This is a genomic window from Stenotrophomonas sp. JAI102 (assembly GCF_013409105.1).
Classification (GTDB): domain Bacteria; phylum Pseudomonadota; class Gammaproteobacteria; order Xanthomonadales; family Xanthomonadaceae; genus Stenotrophomonas; species Stenotrophomonas maltophilia_AA.
The window spans coordinates 1,701,745-1,720,691 of the sequence record NZ_JACCCI010000001.1; the positions used below are offsets into that span (position 1 = coordinate 1,701,745).

The 18,947-nt window shown below is 67.3% G+C and carries 11 protein-coding genes and 1 pseudogene; 3 read left to right on the forward strand and 9 right to left on the reverse strand.

Features of this window, described 5'->3' with window-relative positions; all coding sequences use genetic code 11:
* Positions 1 to 23: 23 nt before the first annotated feature.
* The 9 genes and pseudogenes from HDC96_RS07925 to HDC96_RS07965 form a co-directional block, all read right to left on the reverse strand.
* Positions 24 to 1,160 (reverse strand): annotated as a pseudogene (locus tag HDC96_RS07925) (CoA transferase); the annotation flags it as partial.
* A gap of 137 nt (positions 1,161 to 1,297) precedes the next feature.
* Complete coding sequence (locus HDC96_RS07930; protein WP_257018611.1) at positions 1,298 to 3,163, reverse strand: glycoside hydrolase family 127 protein; 1,866 nt, start codon at positions 3,161 to 3,163, stop codon at positions 1,298 to 1,300.
* Positions 3,160 to 5,349: an SUMF1/EgtB/PvdO family nonheme iron enzyme gene (locus tag HDC96_RS07935; RefSeq protein WP_179459442.1), complete on the reverse strand. Its 2,190-nt coding sequence runs from the start codon at positions 5,347 to 5,349 to the stop codon at positions 3,160 to 3,162. The genes HDC96_RS07930 and HDC96_RS07935 overlap by 4 nt, the downstream gene beginning before the upstream one ends.
* A 37-nt stretch (positions 5,350 to 5,386) precedes the next feature.
* A complete protein-coding gene (locus HDC96_RS07940; protein ID WP_179459443.1) occupies positions 5,387 to 6,340 on the reverse strand; it encodes a ribokinase in 954 nt (317 codons plus the stop codon).
* On the reverse strand, positions 6,337 to 7,575 hold the full coding sequence (locus tag HDC96_RS07945) for a serine hydrolase domain-containing protein (protein WP_179459444.1): 1,239 nt from the start codon (positions 7,573 to 7,575) through the stop codon (positions 6,337 to 6,339). The genes HDC96_RS07940 and HDC96_RS07945 overlap by 4 nt, the downstream gene beginning before the upstream one ends.
* 162 nt (positions 7,576 to 7,737) lie before the next feature.
* A complete protein-coding gene (locus HDC96_RS07950) occupies positions 7,738 to 9,912 on the reverse strand; it encodes a TonB-dependent receptor (protein ID WP_179459445.1) in 2,175 nt (724 codons plus the stop codon).
* 246 nt (positions 9,913 to 10,158) lie between these two features.
* Positions 10,159 to 11,040 (reverse strand): LysR family transcriptional regulator, encoded by an 882-nt coding sequence (locus tag HDC96_RS07955; protein ID WP_179459446.1) that lies wholly within the window; start codon positions 11,038 to 11,040, stop codon positions 10,159 to 10,161.
* Between the two features lie 93 nt (positions 11,041 to 11,133).
* A complete protein-coding gene (locus HDC96_RS07960) occupies positions 11,134 to 13,581 on the reverse strand; it encodes a sodium:solute symporter (RefSeq protein ID WP_179459447.1) in 2,448 nt (815 codons plus the stop codon).
* Positions 13,582 to 13,666: 85 nt separating this feature from the next.
* Complete coding sequence (locus tag HDC96_RS07965) at positions 13,667 to 14,524, reverse strand: CoA ester lyase (RefSeq protein ID WP_179459448.1); 858 nt, start codon at positions 14,522 to 14,524, stop codon at positions 13,667 to 13,669.
* 310 nt (positions 14,525 to 14,834) lie between these two features.
* On the opposite strand from HDC96_RS07965, the gene HDC96_RS07970 reads away from it, so the two are divergent.
* The 3 genes from HDC96_RS07970 (at position 14,835) to HDC96_RS07980 (ending at position 18,815) form a co-directional block, all read left to right on the forward strand.
* Complete coding sequence (locus HDC96_RS07970; protein WP_179459449.1) at positions 14,835 to 15,230, forward strand: barstar family protein; 396 nt, start codon at positions 14,835 to 14,837, stop codon at positions 15,228 to 15,230.
* Between the two features lie 152 nt (positions 15,231 to 15,382).
* Positions 15,383 to 17,938 carry a DNA mismatch repair protein MutS gene (gene mutS / locus HDC96_RS07975; RefSeq protein WP_218842131.1) on the forward strand — a complete coding sequence of 852 codons (2,556 nt, stop codon included), beginning with the start codon at positions 15,383 to 15,385 and terminating at the stop codon, positions 17,936 to 17,938.
* Positions 17,939 to 18,209: 271 nt separating this feature from the next.
* Complete coding sequence (locus HDC96_RS07980; RefSeq protein WP_179459451.1) at positions 18,210 to 18,815, forward strand: DUF937 domain-containing protein; 606 nt, start codon at positions 18,210 to 18,212, stop codon at positions 18,813 to 18,815.
* Positions 18,816 to 18,947: the final 132 nt, after the last annotated feature.

The window sequence follows — 18,947 nt, forward strand, 5'->3', positions numbered from 1 at the left end:
GCGACCGCGGCCGTGTCCTGGTCGAACACCGGTGCCGCGAACGGCTCCGGGCCAGGCGTGCGGCCGAACACGATCGGCCGGGTGATGCCGCGATAGCTGCCGAGCAGCGGATGCGGCAGCGACGTGATCATCGCCTCGGCCAGCACCTGTGGATGGTCGAACATATCCTCCACCTGGCGCGCGGCCGCGCAGGGCACCTCTTCACCGAACAAGGTCTCCCATGCCAGCGCACTGCGTGCGGCCAGCGCCGCGTGCAGCTGCGGCAGCAGTACCTCGGCATGCGTGGCACGTTTGCGCACCGTGTCATAGCGCACATCGGCTGCCAACTCCGGCAGCCCGATCCGCTCGCACAGGGCCTGCCAGAAGCGCGGCGTATTGGCCGAGATGTACAGATACCCGTCCGCGGTGGGATGGATGCCGGTGACACCGCCAGAGCGCATATCGCGACCCACTCCCTCCGGCTCGCCCTCGGCCCAGATCATCCGCGCCGACTGCATCGTCAGCGCACTGCGCAGCAGCGACACCCCGACGAACTGGCCCTCGCCACTGCGCTCGCGCTCGTACAGGGCCGACGACACACCGGCCGCCACCAGCGCCGCCGCGTAGTAATCGACGACCGAGCCATACAGGATCTCCGGAGCGCCGCCCGTCTTGCCCTGCATCGTGCACATGCCGGTCATGGTCTGCAGCACCTGGTCGTAGCCGGCCTTGTCTTTCAGTGGCCCCTGCTCGCCATAGCCGGTGACCGAGCAGTACACCAGGCGCGGGTTGAGCTTGTGCAGGCTGTCGAAATCGATACCCAGGCGCACCGGCACGCTGGGCCGGAAGTTGTGGACCAGTACGTCGGCCTCGCGCACCAGGCGCATCAGCACCGCACGTTGGTCGGGCTGCTTCAGATCCAGCACCACGCCCCGCTTGGACCGGTTCACACCGAGGAACGCCCGGCTCTCCGCCTCCAGCGTGGACGGATAGCGGCGCAGGTTGTCGCCGACCGGCGGCTCCACCTTGATCACCTCCGCGCCCTGGTCGGCCAGCAGCGTGCAGCCGTAGGGGCCGGCGATGTAGGCGCTCAGGTCCAGCACGCGGATGCCGCTCAACGGCCCGATGGCGCCCTCCCGCTGGGCAATGGCGAATGGAGAACTGGGGGTGCTTCCGGTCATGGTCACTACACTCGATACCTTGAGGGAAGTTTCCTCCTGGGCAGCGGGAAGAAACAGATCGTGTGGGTATGTTCTGCGTGGACAAAAAGCACGCTGCGGCGTCGGCGGCTGCGTGGCCGCCGAACACCGCCAGGGCGTCAGTCCGAGGGCGCCAGCGACAGCCAGCTCAGGCGCCAGCTGCCGTGATCGCGGCCACCGCACCGGTAGTAGGGCTCGAACATCAGGGGGCCACGGCAGTCCAGCTGCAGGGTGATCGACGCACCCTCGCCACCATCCTCACCCACCTGCAGCCACTGCGAGGGCGGCAGGTCAGGCAGGCGTACCGTCTCGTCTGTCTTGTAGCCGTCAATCAGACCGGTGGCATACACCAGCGGCCCGTAGCTCAGCCCCACGTACTCCCAACGCAGTACCTCCTGCGCCACCGGCGCGCCATCCGGCGCACGCGATTCCTGCACGTTGATATTGGCCGCCCGGTGCAGGCGCGGCTGCATCGGCAGGTACACGCGCAGGGTGTCGCCGGACTGCCAGGTCCTGTGCACCTGCACGAACCCGTCCGCACCCGCCTCGGCGGCCACGGGCTGATCGTTGACCTCGATGCGCGCGCCCGTGGTCCAGTGCGGTATCCGCACACCGATATCGAAGGTTGCGATGCATTCGGGCAGCACGGTGATCGTCACCGTTCCGTCGAAGGGGAATCGGGTCGCCTGCAGCAGGGTCACCGCGCCGGCCTGCGCATGCAGCAGCGTGGCCTCCCCCGGTCCGTAGAGGTTGACCCGCAGCCCGCCGTCGGCCGCGATCCCATAGGCCACCTGCGGCAGCTCTTCCACCGCCATCGCGCCGCTCGACTTGCAGCAGCGCCAGTACGTCGTGTGCACGCGCCGGCCATTGGGATAGGTGTAATAGCACCAGTCCTCGCCATTGGGGGCCATCGCCGCCAGCAGATCGTTGTAGGCGGTGCGCTCCAGTTCGTCGGCGTAGCGTGCATGGCCGGTAATGGCCAGCAGTTCGCGGTTGAGCTGCATCCACGCCAGCACCGAGCAGGTCTCGACATAGGCCTGCGGGAAGAAGGTGCGCGGCGCATTGAACACTTCACGCGATCGGTGTGCGACCCCACCCCACGGCCCGCCGCCCAGCGTGAGGTGCTGCTCGCGGATGTTGTGCCAGAGATGATCGAGGGCCTGGCGATGGTCGGCATGCCCGGTGGCCTTGTACAGCTTGGCCAGCCCGACCAGGTTCCAGCTGAGCTGGTAAGCCTTGCCCGTGGCGATGAACGCCGCATCCTCACCGGCCAGCGCCTTGTCCAGCAGCGCCAGCCGCGGGTTCGCGTTGGCCTGCGCCAGGATGCGCTCGGCCAACGCCAGGTAGCGCGGCTCACCCGTGACCAGGTAGAGATCCGCCGCTGGATCCAGCAGCACCGTGGCGGACATGCCGTGATGATTGCCCAGGGTGGTGATGTCGATCCCGGACTCCAGCGCCTGCCAGCACAGGTCCGCGATCCGGCATGCGGCCTGCAGATAGGCAGCATTGCCCAGCGCGCGCCATGTTTCCAGGAACCCCAGGATCAGATAGCTGTGCGTCCAGATGTCCCAGGTGCGCAGCGCCGGCTCGCCGTTCCAGCTTTCCGGCTTGGGCGGCTGCGGCACCGTGAAGCGCCGCTCGGCCGCATAGTTGCCAAGATAGCCGTCGTCGTCCTGCTGGCTGATCAACCAGTCGGCGACGCGGCGCAGCGACGCCTCCAGCCGCGGCTGCCCGCCCTGCGCCACCGCGCGTGCGGTGGCCGACAGCCATTTCCCGGCATGTTCGCCGTACCAGTCGCCCTCGTGGTTCTGCTGTTTGTGCGCCTGGCTGAAGATGCTGATCGGCGCGCTGTGCTCATCGACGATGAACGTACTCAGGCGCCCGCTTCGGTTGGCCGTCAGCGCGTCACCGAGCACACCGTGCAGCGTGACCTGCTGCGGCAGGACCAGCGTCATGCCGCGCGCGGCGGGATGCAGACGGTTCATGCCGCATCCACCACGCAACGGAAGCCGACCGTACCGGAACGGTCCTTGGACGGTCCCATCAGCAGGTACTTGCCGTGCTGGTCCAGTCGGTAGGCCTGCGGGAAGTACCAGTGCGAGGTCTGCGGTTGATAGCTGCTACCGCCACGCAGTACGGCCGCACGGGTGTGCGCATCGCTGAATTCATCGGTCCATTGCCACACATTGCCGACCAGGTCCTCCACTCCGAAAGGGCTGGCACCCTGCGGATGCGCATCGACATCGGCTGGCGGGGTAAGGCGACGGCCACGATTGACCCGCGGCACGCATGCCGCATCCCACGCGTTGCCCCACGGATACAGGCGCCCGTCGGTGCCCTGCGCGGCGTACTGCCATTCCCACGCATGCGGCAGTCGCTTCCCGGCCCAGGCGGCGTACGCACGCGCGTCCTCGATCGAGACCCAGGTCACCGGCTTGTTGTCCCAGCCCGCACGCGGCGCGCCATCCTTCCAGTCCGCCAGGAAGTTGTGATCATCGGCCGGCCGGTAGCCGCTCGCATCGAGGAAGCGCTTGAACGCTGCGTTGGTGACCGGGTGGCGATCGATATGGAACGACGCCAGCGTCATGCGCCGGCGATGGTGGCGGCGCGCGCAGTCTTCCCACGGGAACTGCACATCCAGGCCGGCCCAGGTGAAGCCCTCGATCTCGACGCCGCCCACCTGGAACAGGAACTCACCGGCCGGGATCGTAATCATGCCGGTCGGCGTCTCGGCCTGCGGGGGCGTGCTCGCGATCGCCAGCAGCTCCTGGGGAGCGGCCTGCCACGCGGCGGAGTAGCTGTTGAGGGGCTGCTGTGCACGCTCGGCGGTCGCCGCGAGGAAATCGTCCAGACCTTCGACCGCGGTATCTGCAGCCACACTCAGGATCGCGCCGAAGCCGCGCGCTTCCATCGGCAGCTCGATGTACGCCGCGCCGTCGATGATCCGCGGCGTCAACGCGCGGCCATGCCACGCATCGTAGTAGCGGGTGCCGTCCGCATGCACCAGCGCGATCTGCTCACCGTCCACGGCGTATTCGTTGCGGTTGATCAACGTGTGCAGCGCGATGCCCTCGCCCGGGAACCGACTGGCGAAAATGCCGCCCTGCAGGCAGACCTGGTACGGCTCCCAGTCCATCGAGACCACCAGCTGCGGGAACTGCCGGTACAGCGTGGCGATCCGGCGCAGGGCCTCGCCATCGCGCGGGGTGAACTGGTTCCAGACGCCCCAGATGTTCTCCCAGGCGTTGTAGCCGATGCCGTTGAAGAAGCAGTACTGCAGGTCGTGATTGCGGTTGCGGCCCCAGCGGTTCTCGTAGTTGACCATGTGGCGGGGCTCCAGCCACTTCCACTTGGAGACCGGCGGCACCGGGCCATCGGGTGCCTTCTTGCCCCAGCTCTGCACGTTCCAGATCAGCTGCTCCTCGGAACTGATGGTGGACTCGGGCTGCACCACCACCGGGTTGCCGCGTGCATCGCAGGCATCGAAGAACGCCCGCGGCACACCATTGAAGGTATCGCCGTTGATGCCATCGGCACCGACCGCCTTGACGATCTCGGCCAGCCCATCCCAGTGCGTCACGCCCGGGTCGCGGGTGCCGTGGTCCCACGGCTTGGCCGGCAGGAACACTTTGACGCCGCGCTTCTGGAAAGCCTGCACCGCGGTTCGCAATCCCGCCAGGCCGCCGGGCATGTCATGCGCCAGATCGAACTGGTTGCGGTCATCGATGCCGATGTTCGGGTAGATGTACCAGATCAGCACCGAGTCCAGCCCGCCAAACCGCGCCGTCACATCGTCCAGGTATCGATCGACGGTGTACTGGCCGGTGGCCGCATCGAAGAAGTAGCGGTCCTCGACCATCATCTGCGCATGCACGAAGTTGCGCTGCGCCCACTGCAGTTCCGGGCGGCGGTAATTCACATCGGTATAGCCAATCCGGACCAGATGCTCGCGGCGCCAGTCCTTGAGTTCTTCCAGCCAATCACCCGCACTCGCATTGGCATCGATCATCCAGCTGCCGATGTCAGCGAACGGCCACGCCGGCGCCTTGCCCGGGGTCGGCAGGTAGCGCCCGGTGGTCACGTGCGAGAACTTGTACTCGGTGCGGATCGCCTCACGCCCGTAGTCGGCTGCGTCGGTGTCGTAGTCGGGGCTCTGATACGGCGTGGTCATGGGCAAGGCATCCAGCAGGAAACGGAAAGGAGGTACATCAGCGCGCGCACGCTGCCGCCAGCGCGGCATGGGCGTCGGCATCGGGAACGCGCGCGGGGTCTGCAAGCAGCGCCAGCACTTCGGCGCGGGTGGGAATGCTCGACTGCGCGCCCATGCGGGTGCAGGCCAGCGCGGAGGCTGCGGTGGCGGCAAGCAGCGCCTCCGCCATCGGTTGATGGTCGGCCAGCGCAGCGACCAGCGCGCCGCAGAAGGTGTCGCCGGCCGCCGTGGTGTCGGTCGGATCGATGCGGAACCCGGGTTGCAGCAGCACCGTGTCGTTCACCCGGGCCAGACAGCCGCGCGCGCCCAGGGTCACGATCACGCAGGGCACCGGCACCCGCGCCAGCCCCGTGGCCAGGTCCGGGGGATGGCCGGCGACCACGTCGAGCTCCCCCTCATTGACGATCAGTACATCCAGCAGTGCAAGCAGCGTGTCGGGCAGTGCCTGGGCCGGCGCTGCGTTGAGGGCGACCTTGAGCCCGGCCAGGCGGGCGCGGCGCGCATACGCGATGACGGTGGGCAGCGGGGTTTCCAGCTGCAGCAGCAGCCAGTCGACGCCGTCCAGCGCGGGCAGGTGTTGCTCGCCCAGGGCCAGGTTGGCACCGGGTGCGACCGTGATCGCGTTCTCCGCACTGTCGGCAAGGCAGATGAAGGCCGTGCCGGTCGGCAGCGCAGGATCGCGCACGATCGACAGGTCCACGCCGGCGTCCCGCAGCGACGCCTCGATCGGCATGGCGAAATCATCCTCGCCCAGGGCCAGCAGCATCCGCGTCGTCGCACCGCCGGCACGCGCGCAGGCCACGGCCTGGTTGGCGCCCTTGCCTCCCGGGAAGGTGCTGAAGCCATGGCCGAGCACGGTCTCACCCGGCGCCGGCACATGCGCGGCGCGCACGACGAAATCGAGATTGGCCGAGCCGGCGACGAGAACGGTGGAACGTGCCGCACTACTCATGGGTCTAGGGCCTCATCAACGCGGTTGTAGAACATCGTACTGATGCGCGGCAGGTCGTCGTTGCCACCGGGCAGGTGCTGCAGCAGCAGGATCGCGACCAGCCGGCGCGCCGGGTCGATCGTGTAGTAGGTCGAGGCCGCGCCCGACCAGCCGAACGCACCCACCGATGCGGTGCGTCCTTTCATGGCCGGGTCCAGCAGCACCGAACCGCCCAGGCCGAACCCTTCGGCATCGCTGAACTCGGTCACTGGCCTGGGCAAGGCGGTATGCACCAGCTGGTTCTGCATCATCAGGGCCACGGTGGCGGGACGAAGCAGGTGCGTGTCGCCATGGCGCCCGCCATCGAGCAGCATCTGCGCGAACCGGCCATAGTCGCCGGCCGTGGAGTACAGCCCGCCGGCCCCGCTTGGATACGGCCGCAGCGGGCTGCCGGGTTCCCGCGCGTGCGCCTCATCGGCAAGCACCAGGTCACCGTGCTCGCCCATGGTGGTCAGCTCGACCACCCGCGCACGATCGCGCGCCGGCACCACGAAGCCGGTATCGGCCATGGCCAGTGGACGGAAGATGCGTTGTTGCAGGAACTGCTCGAACGGCAGCCCGCCCACCACCTCCACCAATCGCGACAGAACTTCGATGGAGGTGCTGTCGTAGCGGAAGCGCGTGCCCGGCTCGGTCGCGAGTGGAACGCGGGCCAACCGGGCGGTGTAATCGGCCAGGCTGTCCGCTGCCTGCACCTGCTGGCGTTCCAGCAGTGCGGTGACGGCCTCGAACCCCTCGCCGCCCGCAGCGAAGCCGGCGGTGTGGGTGAGCAGATGGCGGACGGTCAGCGTCTGCGTCGCCGGCCGCAGCTGCGGCGCCGCGGCGGTGCCCCCGGCGAAGACCTCCAGATGTGAGAACTCGGGGAGGTGGCGCGCCACCGGATCATCCAGATCCAGCCGCCCCTCCTCCACCAGCATCATGGCGGCCACCGAGGCCACCGTCTTGGTCATCGAATAGATGCGGAAAATGCTGTCGGTTCGCATCGGCCTGGCACGGGCCAGGTCCTGCCAGCCGTAGGCAGCGTCATGCACGATGCTGCCGTCGTGGATCACCAGCGCGACCGCGCCGGTATAGCCTTGGCGGCCGGTCGATTCGTGCAGGAAGTCATCAACCACCGGCAATCCCGGCGGTGTAGCCGGCGGCTCCGGCAACGACGCCGCGGCCTGCCCGACGATCAGCGTCAGCAACGCGAGCATGGCCAGGCATGCTCGAGGGCGGCAATGACGGGCGTGGGCCGGTCCGCGCGATGGCCAGTACATCCGCTCTCCTGCTGTCAGTGGCGGTAACGTCATGACAGAGTAAGGCAAGTAAAACGGACCGGCGCTGCAGTGCTCCGCAGCGCCGGCCCGCGGTGACGGTCAGAACGTGAAGGTGTGGGTCAGCGACACCATGCGGCCACGGCCGGAGAAGAAGTTCTGCCAGCCCGGCAGCTGCGACCAGGTCAGCACGTACTGCTTGTCCAGCAGGTTCTCGATGCCCAGCGACAGCTTGCCGTAGGTCCCGGTGTCGTAGTTCATGCTGAGGTCCCACAGCGCGTAGCCGTAGGTATCCTCTTCGTTGAGATAGACCGCGCCGTTGGACGGATTGACGAAGGTTTCGCGCAGGTCGCGGCTGAAGGTACGGCTCACGCCCAGCGTCGCATCGAAACGATCGTTCGGCGTCCAGGTCAGCGAGGCGTTGACCTTGTCCGGCGAGATGTCGAGGATGCCCATCTCCTTGTTCAGGCCCGAGCCGTCGTAGTACTGGGTCTGGCCGCGGATCCGCGAGTACAGCAGCGTCGCCTTCCACTGGTCGTTGAAGGTCCAGGCGCTGTTCAATTCAACACCTTCGATGCGGGTCGGCGCGCGGGTGAGGATGAAGTCCTCGGTGACCTTGTCCACCGTCAGCGATGAGCCGAACTCGGAGGTCGAGCGGTACCCCGAAATGCCGACCTGTGCCTGCTCCCCGCGCCAGTTGAAGCCCACTTCCTTGTTCTTGGTGATCAGCGGCTGCAGATCGGCGATGCACGCCACCGTCTTGCACGGGCTGTTGGCCTGGATGTTGCGCAGCGGGATGCCCACGTTGGCGATACCGAAGCCTTCCGAATACGAGGCGAAGACCGACCACGCATCGCTGATGCGCCAGATCGCGCCGAAATTGGGCAGGTTGGCCTTGTAGTCGAGCTTGCCGCCCTGCACCGGGGTGAAGTCGCGGTAGGCGGTGGTGGTATAGCTGTCGATCTCCAGCTGGCCATCTTCGCGGCGGATGCCCGCATCCAGTGTCACCGGACCGATGTCCCAGCTCAGCTGCGCGTAGGGTGCCAGGCTGGTGTACTTCATCGGCGGCACCCATACCCGGTCGGTCAACGCCAGGCGCTGCTCAGCCGTGTCTTCCACCAGGTCCAGGCCGGTGCGCAGGCGCAGGCCCTCCACCGCGAACAGGCCGCTGTAGGCATAGGCCGCGCGCAGCCCCTTCTTCTCGGAGTTGATCTCCGACTGGTCCCAGATGCGCTGGTCTTCCGGCGGCGCCGGCTTGACCAGTTGGCGGTCCGCACCGTTCTCCGGCACATAACGCATCGCCTGCTTTGCCCAATAGAGATCCACGCTCAGGTCACCGCCGAAGAAGTCGGCATGGGTGTACTTGGCGGCGAACTGCTCGAAATCGTTGAACTCGGCCAGCGAATCCTTGATCGAACCCTTCTCGGCGGTGTTGGTGCTCGGCACCGGGCACTCCACGGCGTCGTAGCGGCAGCCTTCGACCGGAATGTAGTTGTGCTTGCCGCCGATGTGGAAGTTGCTGTAGCTGGCCTGGATGCGCTGCATCTGGCCCTCGCCGAAGTTGTAGCCGCCCTTGAGGAACAGGTTCTTGCTGTAGGAATCGGACAGCGAGCCGGAGGTGTTCAAGCCAACCCGACGGCCGTCGCCGTCGTAGGCGATGCCGCGGTCGATGTAGGCGCCGCTGATCAGGAAATCGGCGGCGTCGCCCTTGAAGGTGTGGGTGATGCCGATCTTGGACTGCCCGCTGTCATCCTTGAACTGGGTGCCGTAGCGCGTGCTCACCGTGGTCTGGTGACCGTCCACTTCCGGATTCTTGGAGAGATAGTTGATGACGCCACCGGCGCCGCCGATGCCCTCGGCGGCCGAGGGGCCGTTGATGACCTCGATGCGGCCGATCACGCCCATGTCGGTGAAGGTGCCATTGCGGCTGCCTTCGCGCAGCGGGGAGCCCTGCGGCACGCCGTCGAACAGACGCAGCGCGACGCGGCCGCGCAGCGTTTCGCCGCTGTTGCTCATCGCCTGCGAGGACTCGGAGTAACCCGGCACCATGCGCGCCAGCACGGCCGTCGCATCTTCGGTCAGGTTTAGGGTGCGCTGCACCTGCTCCTGGTTCACCACCGTCACTGCGCCGGGGACCTTCTCGATCGAGATCGGGGTCCGGCTGCCGGTCACGATCACCTGGTCCAGATCGGTCGGCGTCGTGCTCTGCGCCATGGCAGGGCTGATGCCACAGGCGAACAGTGCAGTGCTGATGGCCGCGGAAAGTGGCTTGATCATTCGTTTCTCCCCCCCAAAAAAAAGGAAATGCGGGACAGCCGGCCGGGGAGCCGTCGCCACCGATGACGCGCGTGGGCTTTCGCCCCTCCGCCGGTCGATGCGGTTCCCTTGCGGGTCTCCACGTCCTGTCCGGCAACGAGGCGAGAGCCTAGGCGCGGCTCCACGGCGATAGAACTGCGCTCAGGTATGTTCAAAGCCTAGGATTTGTTTCGCCTCGCACCGCACACCACGCGAGAACCCGTGGTGTCAGCGTTGCGGCTCGGTCAACGCGACGCGCGCTTCTTCCAGCAGCACGTTCACCAGGCGGATGCGCACCGACGAACGCGACCAGACCACCCCGATCCGGCGTGGTTCGCTGCACTGCGGCAAGGGAATGCGCACGACATTCAAGCCTTCCGGCCAGGGCTTGGCCCAGTCCGGCACCAGCGATACGCCCAGCCCGCGGTCGACCATCACCGCGATGGCGTTCAGCGCATTGAGCTCGAACCGTTCGCGCGGCACGATACCGGCCTGCCGCAGATAGTCATCGGCAAGGCGCCCGCCCCATTCGTGGCGGTCGTAGCGGATCAGCGGTTGCTCGCGCAGCAGTTCGTGCGGGTCGCGGCTGCCCAGGTGAGCCGGTGCCAGCACCACCAGCGGTTCCTCGCGAAGCTGCTGCCACTTGCAGGTCTTGGGCAGCGCGAACGGTGCCTGCAGCACCATCGCCGCATCCAGATCGCCCGCCTCCACGGCCCGGTACAGGTCGGCAGAGTAGCCCGGTTTGATGAACACGTTGATCTGCGGGAAGGTCGCCACCATCCGCGACAGGATGTCCGGCAGCAGGCCCGCCAGTGCGGTCGGGCACGCACCCAGCCGCAGCTCGCCGGCGATGTCGTTCTCGTTGGCCACGCTGCGCAGGTCGGCGACCTGGCGCAGCAGGTCGCGCGCCCGTTGCAGGATGCGCGCGCCGTCCTCGGTGACGCTGACCGTTCGCCCGGCGCGGGCGATCAGCGGCGCGCCCAGCTCGCGTTCCAGCGTCCGGATCTGCTGGGCGACCGCCGCCGGGGTGATATGCAGCGAGCGGGCCGCGGCGGCCATGGAGCCGCGGTCCACCACTGTGACGAACGTACTCAGGAACTGGGTTTCCACGGTTTACCTCTCAGCGCGTCAGCAACCTACACGAGCCACCGGCGTAATGCGATTGGACCAATGGCCCGCGCGCCGCCACGCCAGGGGTGATGGTCATGGGGCCGCCACTTCGGCCGGAGTATCGGTGTAGATGGTGAGCCCCTTCAGCGAGCGGGTCGGCGCCGGGAAGAACAGGCTGGCCACGTAGCCGATCACGATGCACAGCAGGATGGAGATCGCCAGGTAGAAGTAGGGGTGCACCAGGTCCATGCTCCAGCAGACCAAGGTGATCAGCACCGACCCGGCCACGCCGATCGCCACACCCGGCGCGTTGGCCCGGCGGGTGAACATGCCGAGCGTGTAGGCACCGGCGAAGCCGCCGCCAAGCAGGCCGGCCAGTTCGATGGAAACGTCGAACAGCGAGTGGATGTCGTAACGGCTCATCACCAGCGCGATGCCGATGCCGATCAGCCCTACGCCCACGCCGGACCATTCGGCCACGCGCACGGCGGTCTTTTCATTCGGGTTCTTGACCAGCTTCTGGTAGAAATCGACGGAAACCAGGGTGGAGATCGAGTTGATGATGCTCGACAGGGTCGACATCGCCGCCGCGAAGATGCCGGCGATGATCAGCCCGGTGACACCGGCCGGCAGCTCGGCGGCGATGAACAGCGGGAAGGTCGCATCGATCGGCAGCAGCGGATTCAGGCGCTCCGGGTTGTTGCGGTAGTACATCCACAGCGCCGTGCCGATCCCGTAGAACACGAAGCCACCGGGAATCATGATGGCGGCGAATGCCCAGATCGATCGCCCGGCTTCCTTGTCCGAGCGCGTGGACAGCGTGCGCTGCATCAGCACCTGGTCCTTCGGGAAGGTCAGCACCACATCGAACACGACCAGGAAGATGAAGCCCCACACCGTGGCCTTGGTCAGGTCGAAGCTGAAATCAAACAGCTTGGTCTTGTCCTCCGCCGCGGCCGCACTGAGCAGCTGCGGCATGTCGCCGCCGGTCTGCAGGAAGATGAAGCCGATCGCGAACAAGGCACCGCCGAACATCACGATCACCTGCACCACGTCGGTCCAGATCACCGCCTTGGAGCCGCCCACGGTGGAGTAGATGATGGTGAACACGCCCATCAGCATGATCGACCAGACCACATCCACGCCGGTGATCGTGGAGATCGCCAGCGCCGGCAGGAACAGGATCACGCTCATGCGGCTGCCGATCTGCATCACGATGCACAGTGCGCTGGACAGCATGCGGATCGCCGGATGGAAGCGGGTCTCCAGGTAGGAGAACACGCTCATCAGGTCCAGCCGGCGCAGCAGCGGCACGATCCAGACCGCCACGAACATCAGGCCGACGACCGCGATCAGGTTGTTGGTCAGGTACTGCCAGTTGGTATCGAAGGCCTTGGCCGGGATGGCGATGAAGCTGATCGAGCTGGTGTTGGTGGCATACAGGCTGATGCCGGCTGCCCAGAACGGAATCGAGCGCCCGCCGACGAAGAAGTCCGCCGTGGAAGCGTTCTTATCCTTGAGGTAGAAGTAGAAGCCCATGCCCATCATGGCCAGCAGATAGATGCCGATCACCGTCCAGTCCAGCCAGCGCAGCAGGTGCTTGCCGCCCTGCATTTCGGCGTACTGGAGCTGGCTGCCGGCGGCACCCGCGGTCGCCCAGGCCAGTCCGTTGCCCCAGGCCGTGACCGCCTGCGGTTCGGCCGCAACGGGGGTGTCCAGCGTGTTCCATGCATCGGTGATGGTGTGGAAGGTGCGCGCGTGGGTCTCGCCGCTGCCATCCTTCACCAGCATCAGGAGGTGCGCCTGGCCCAGCGCGCGCATCGAGCCGGCAACGAGGCTGCCGTTCGGTGAAGCGACCTGCTGCCAGCTGGCGTCGGCGTTGCGGCGCCACAGCTGGTCGCTGCCCGCGCCGGTACGCAGGCCCAGGTACAGCGCGCCTTTCTGCGCCTGCAATGCGCTGGCAACCCCCTGCTGCGGCAGGTCCTCCAGATGCTGCCAGGCGGCAGTGCTCGCCGCCGCGGTGCGGCGATAGAGCTGGGCGCTGCCAGCCGCATCGGTGCCCACCAGATACAGCGCGTCACCGAGGGTCGCCGCCTGCGCGTTGCGCAGCGGCTCGGGCAGCGCAATGGCCGCGCCGAAAACCAGCGCGCCGTTGTTCAGGACCACCGGCTGCAGGCGGTCACCGAGCGGATCCAGGCCCTGCAACAGATAGGTGCGCCCGGCCGCGCTAACGCTGCCTTCAAGCCCGTCGAGCTGCCCGGCGGCCGGCGCCGGCAACGCATCCCACGCCTTGTTGTCGGCGCGCAGTTCCCAGGCACCGTCATGGCTGAGTGCCACCAAGCGCCCGTCCACATGTACCAGCCCGCCCGGCGCAATCTGCGCCGGCAGTGCCGGCAGGTTGCCGGCCGCCACCGTGGTCAGGCTCTCGGCAGCCACGGCGCCACTGCCGGCAAGCAGGACAGCGGCGGCAACCAGCCGCACGCTGCGCACGCAGCGCCGGAGCACAGTGGAAAGGAACGCGGACGGTGCAGGCTTGTGCATGAAATTACCCGGAAAAAGTGCGGCAACGCCGAGACCGGCAAACGCGCAGGTAAGAGACAGTGGTCGATGCATCCCGATACCGCAATCAGGCAAGCGGGGGAGAGGACGCGGCAAGCAGGGCTTGAGCACGGCGCAGGTACGGCAGGTCGATCATCCGGCCTTCAAACAGGAACGCGCCGTGCCCCTGCCCTTCGGCACCGGCGGCGGCGGCAACAATCCGCTGCGCCTCTTCGAGCATCGCTGGCGGCACGCTGAAGGTGGCATTGGCCAAGCCAACCTGGCGCGGGTGGATGCAACTTTTGCCGATGAAGCCCAACTGCCGGGCCATCTTCGCCTCGGCCAGGAAGCCGTCGCTGTCAGCCACATCCGGAAACGCGCCGTCGCAGGCGAACACCTGGGCTTCGGCGGCGGCCAACCGCAGCGCGAACAGCGTGGCATGCACATTGCTCGGCTCACGGTCGATACCGTTGGGCGAAAACAGGTCGCCCAGCCCCAGCTGCAATCCGGCCACGCGCGGGTGCGCGCCGGCCAGTTCGGCGGCGATGCGCAGGGCCTTGGGGGTTTCGATGTTGATCAGCAGACCGATCGGGCGCGTCACGCCATTGCGCTGCTCAGCCCGTTCCAGCCGGGCGATGGCCGCCAGCAGCTGAGCCACCGATTCAATCTTGGGCAGGTTGAGCAGGTCCACGCCGGGGAGCGCCACCGCATCCAGGTCCGCGCCGAAATGGGCGCTGTCGGTACCGTTGCTGCGCACGATCAACTGCTTGCCACCGGGGCGGCCCTGCACGCGGCGCAGGAAGCCGGCGATCTGGTCGCGGGCCTGGGCCTTGCCGGCCTCGGGCACCGAATCTTCCAGGTCGAAAGAGAGCGCATCGGCCTCGCCGGCCATGGCCTTGTCGAACAGTTCCGGCCGGGCGCCGGGGACGAACAGCTTGCTACGCATGGTTTTCCCTCATCAACCCGCGCAGTCTGCAGAATTGAAAGCCCTTTAAAAGTGCGGTCCCGGACATTCATTGGATAGCATTTGTTTCGACCGCCCACTGCGCTGCAGTGCACCACGAGCAGAAGAGCGTCGGACCGCCCGTGTTGCGCGCACAATCGGTTGCTGGAACCTGCCGTGGTGACCGCCCACGTCGCGTCTCGGGAGGTCACACACCAAACGCGTCACGAGGACTGCTGCCGATGCATGAACCCACCCTGCCGTCGACAACCACCGCTGGGTGCGCGCAGCACCTGGTCGCGCTTACCTGAGCATGACCGGTCCAACCCTGGTGCTGGACGGAAGCACCATCCACGATATCGCCGGCTTCTACGCCGAGATCAACCGCGTATTCATGGCCTGCGAGGACTGGCAACTGGCCCCAAGCCTGGATGCGCTCGATGACCTGCTCTACGGCGGCTACGGCGCACTGGCAGGGCACCCAACCGCCACCGTGCACTGGACGCACATCGCACACAGCCGCGACGCGCTCGGGGTGACGGCCACCCGCGCCTGGCTGCAGGAAAAGCAGATGCGGCCCGGCATGTTCAATGCCGCGAGAATCGACACCCAGCTGGAGGCGCTGGAACGCGGCACCGGTCAGACCTATTTCGACATCATCATGGAGGTGTTCGCCGCCCACCCCACCCTGCACCTGCGCACGGACTGAGCGGCTGCGCATCGCGCCGGTGCCGCTTGCGCCGCACGCCCTTCGCCCTGCCCGCCCCCTCCCCTACAATGGCCGACCAGGCGGCCTTCCGGGCTGCTCCCGACTGTGATGGACCCCGCGTGACAGAGAAGCAGCCCGAGCACACTCCCCTGATGAAGCAGTTCTTCGCCGCCAAGTCCGATTACCCGGACCTGCTGCTCTTCTTCCGGATGGGCGACTTCTACGAGCTGTTCTACGACGACGCCCGCAAGGCGGCGCGGCTGCTGGACATCACCCTGACCCAGCGCGGCAGCTCCGGCGGCGCGCCGATCCCGATGGCCGGCGTGCCGGTGCATGCCTACGAAGGCTACCTCGCCCGGCTGGTCGCCTTGGGCGAGTCGGTGGCGATCTGCGAACAGATCGGCGACCCGGCGCTGGCCAAGGGCCTGGTGGAACGCAAGGTGGTGCGCATCGTCACCCCCGGCACCGTCACCGACGAAGCGCTGCTGGACGAGCGCCGCGATACGCTGCTGATGGCCCTCTCGCGCGGCAAGCACGGCTATGGCCTGGCCTGGGCCGATCTGGCCGGCGGCCGTTTCCTGGTCAACGAGGTCGATTCGGACGATGCGCTGGAGGCCGAGCTGGCCCGCCTGGAACCGGCCGAGCTGCTGGTGCCGGATGAAGAAAACTGGCCCGCCTTCCTGCAGTACCGCAATGGCATCCGCCGTCGCGCGCCCTGGCTGTTCGATGCCGACAGCGGCCGCCGGCAGCTGCTGAGTTTCTTCAAGCTGCACGACCTGACCGGCTTCGGCATCGACGACAAGCCGCGCGCCACCGCGGCCGCCGGTGCCCTGCTCGGCTATGTCGAAGAAACCCAGAAACAGCGGCTGCCGCACCTGACCGCGATCGCCACCGAAACCGCCAGCGAAGCCATCGCCATGAACGCGGCCACGCGCCGCCATCTGGAACTGGACACGCGCGTCGATGGCGATACCCGTAACACCCTGCTCGGCGTGCTCGACACCACGGTGACGCCGATGGGCGGTCGCCTGCTGCGGCGCTGGCTGCACCGCCCGCTGCGCCTGCGCGAGGTGCTGGTGCATCGCCACGATGCGGTCGCCACGCTGATCGATCGCGGCGCCGAGGGCGACGTGCGCGATGCCTTCCGTGCCCTGGGCGATCTGGAACGCATCCTCACCCGCGTGGCGTTGCGCTCAGCGCGCCCGCGCGATTTCTCCACGCTGCGCGATGGCCTGGGCCTGTTGCCCGAGGTGCGCGCGGTGCTCGCACCGCTGGATTCTCCGCGCCTGGTCGCGCTGCACGATGCACTGGGCTCGCATGACGAGTGCGCGCAGCTGCTGGCCAGCGCGATCGCGCCGACGCCGCCGCTGAAGCTCAGCGATGGCGGTGTGATCGCCGAAGGCTACGATGCGGAACTCGACGAGCTGCGCCGCCTGTCCACGCATGCCGACCAGTTCCTGATCGACCTGGAACAGCGCGAGCGCATCAGCAGCGGCATCGCCACGCTGAAGGTCGGCTACAACCGCGTGCACGGCTATTACATCGAGATCAGCAAGGGCCAGTCCGAGAAGGCGCCGGTGCATTACACGCGCCGCCAGACGCTGACCAATGCCGAGCGCTACATCACCGAAGAGCTGAAGTCGTTCGAGGACAAGGTGCTGTCCGCGCGCGAACGCTCGCTGACCCGCGAGAAATTCCTGTACGAGCAGCTGCTCGACATCCTCGCCAGCGGCCTGGAGCCGCTCAAGCAGTGCGCCGCCGCACTGAGCGAACTGGACGTGCTGGCCGGCTTCGCCGAGCGCGCGCAGGCACTGGACTGGGCGCGCCCGGAACTGGAGACCGCCCCCTGCCTGAAGATCGAGCGCGGGCGTCATCCGGTGGTCGAGGCGGTGCGCGAGCAGCCCTTCGAACCGAACGACCTGGACCTGCATCCGGACCGTCGCATGCTGGTGATCACCGGCCCGAACATGGGCGGTAAATCCACCTACATGCGCCAGAACGCGCTGATCGTGCTGCTGGCCCACATCGGCAGCTTCGTGCCGGCCCGCCGCGCGGTGATCGGCCCGATCGACCGCATCCTGACCCGCATCGGCGCCGGCGACGATCTGGCCCGCGGGCAGTCGACCTTCATGGTCGAAATGGCCGAGACCAGCTACATCCTGCACCACGCCAGCGCGCAATCGCTGGTGCTGATGGACGAGATCGGCCGCGGCACCTCGACCTACGACGGCCTGGCCCTCGCCGACGCCGTCGCCCGGCATCTTGCCTACCAGAACCGCTGCTACACGCTGTTCGCCACGCATTATTTCGAACTGACCGCGCTGGCCGACGAACAGCACGAAGGTGGCGCCAGCGGCATCGCCAACGTGCACTTGGATGCGGTGGAGCATGGCGACGCCCTGGTGTTCATGCACGCGGTGAAGGACGGTCCGGCCAACCGCAGCTTCGGCCTGCAGGTGGCCGCGCTGGCCGGCCTGCCGAAGTCGACCGTGGCCCAGGCGCGGCGTCGCCTGGCCGAGCTGGAACAGCGCAGCCACGAGACCCAGTCCGCCGTGGTCGCCGCGCAGGCGCTGGATGCACCGCAGCAGTTCGGGCTGTTCAACGCGCCCAACACCGCCGCACAGGACGCGCTGGCCGCGATCGATCCGGACGAGCTGACCCCGAAGCAGGCACTGGAAGCGCTGTACCGGTTGAAGACGCTGCTCTGAAGGAGTGTCCGGGCTGGCCACGACCAACGGTCGTGGCCTACCGCGAAACGGTCGTGCCCTACCGCCACAGTGCGGTAGTGCCGGCCGCTGGCCGGCTCGCCGCGGAACCTGATCGAGATGCAGCCGGCCAGCGGCCGGCACTACTCTACCGAACCGGTAGCACCCGACCGTTGGTCGGGTGGCCGCGCACGCCCCACGTGAATTCTTCGCATTCCCGTAGTGAACGCAGCGCTATGCTCGGCCGGTTCCCATCCCTGCCCTGGAGTCCGCCGTGAATACCGAATCGCTTGCCGCGTCCCTCTTCCAGCAGCTGCAGCAGGGCCAAGGCCTGCAGCAGGTGTCCCAGCAGCTCGGCATCGACCAGAATCAGGCCAGCGGCGCGATCGGCGCGGCCCTGCCGCTGCTGCTCGGCGCGATGGGCCGCAATGCGCAGGAACCACAGGGTGCGCAGGCCCTGCTCGGAGCCCTGCAACGTGACCACGCCCCCGCCAGCAGCGGCGGCTTCGATCTGGGCGGTCTGCTCGGCAGCGTGCTTGGCGGAGGTGGCGGCAACGCCACCAATGGCGCCGGCATCCTCGGCCACGTGTTCGGTGGCAACACCGAGCGCGCTACCCAGGGCCTGAGCCAGGCGACGGGATTGGACAGCAGCAAGACCAGCCAGCTTCTCGCGATCCTGGCGCCGATCGTCATGTCCTATCTGGCCCAGCGCTTTGCCAGCGGCGGCAACCCGAACCAGCTCAGCCAGGCCCTGGGCCAGGAAGCACAGAGCGCCAACAGCGGCGGCCTGCTGACCTCGGTGCTGGACCAGGACGGCGATGGGCAGCTCGGCGTAGGCGACCTGCTCAAGCTCGGTGGCGGTCTGTTCGGCAAGCGCTGAGGAGAGGCGTTGGAAATAGCCTGCGTCTATCGCATTGGTTGATTCATTCGAATGTACTGAATGAACCGCAGTGCTTAACGTGTGGGTACGCCTTCACATCGCGGCGCCTCACGCCCGCATGGGCAGGCACCA

Coding starts and splice junctions, on each gene's coding strand:
- HDC96_RS07930 (WP_257018611.1), bottom strand. CDS start 3,163: ATGAACCGTCTGCATCCCGCCGCGCGCGGCATGACGCTGGTCCTGCCG.
- HDC96_RS07935 (WP_179459442.1), bottom strand. CDS start 5,349: ATGACCACGCCGTATCAGAGCCCCGACTACGACACCGACGCAGCCGAC.
- HDC96_RS07940 (WP_179459443.1), bottom strand. CDS start 6,340: ATGAGTAGTGCGGCACGTTCCACCGTTCTCGTCGCCGGCTCGGCCAAT.
- HDC96_RS07945 (WP_179459444.1), bottom strand. CDS start 7,575: ATGCTCGCGTTGCTGACGCTGATCGTCGGGCAGGCCGCGGCGTCGTTG.
- HDC96_RS07950 (WP_179459445.1), bottom strand. CDS start 9,912: ATGATCAAGCCACTTTCCGCGGCCATCAGCACTGCACTGTTCGCCTGT.
- HDC96_RS07960 (WP_179459447.1), bottom strand. CDS start 13,581: ATGCACAAGCCTGCACCGTCCGCGTTCCTTTCCACTGTGCTCCGGCGC.
- HDC96_RS07965 (WP_179459448.1), bottom strand. CDS start 14,524: ATGCGTAGCAAGCTGTTCGTCCCCGGCGCCCGGCCGGAACTGTTCGAC.
- HDC96_RS07970 (WP_179459449.1), top strand. CDS start 14,835: ATGACCGGTCCAACCCTGGTGCTGGACGGAAGCACCATCCACGATATC.
- mutS (WP_218842131.1), top strand. CDS start 15,383: ATGAAGCAGTTCTTCGCCGCCAAGTCCGATTACCCGGACCTGCTGCTC.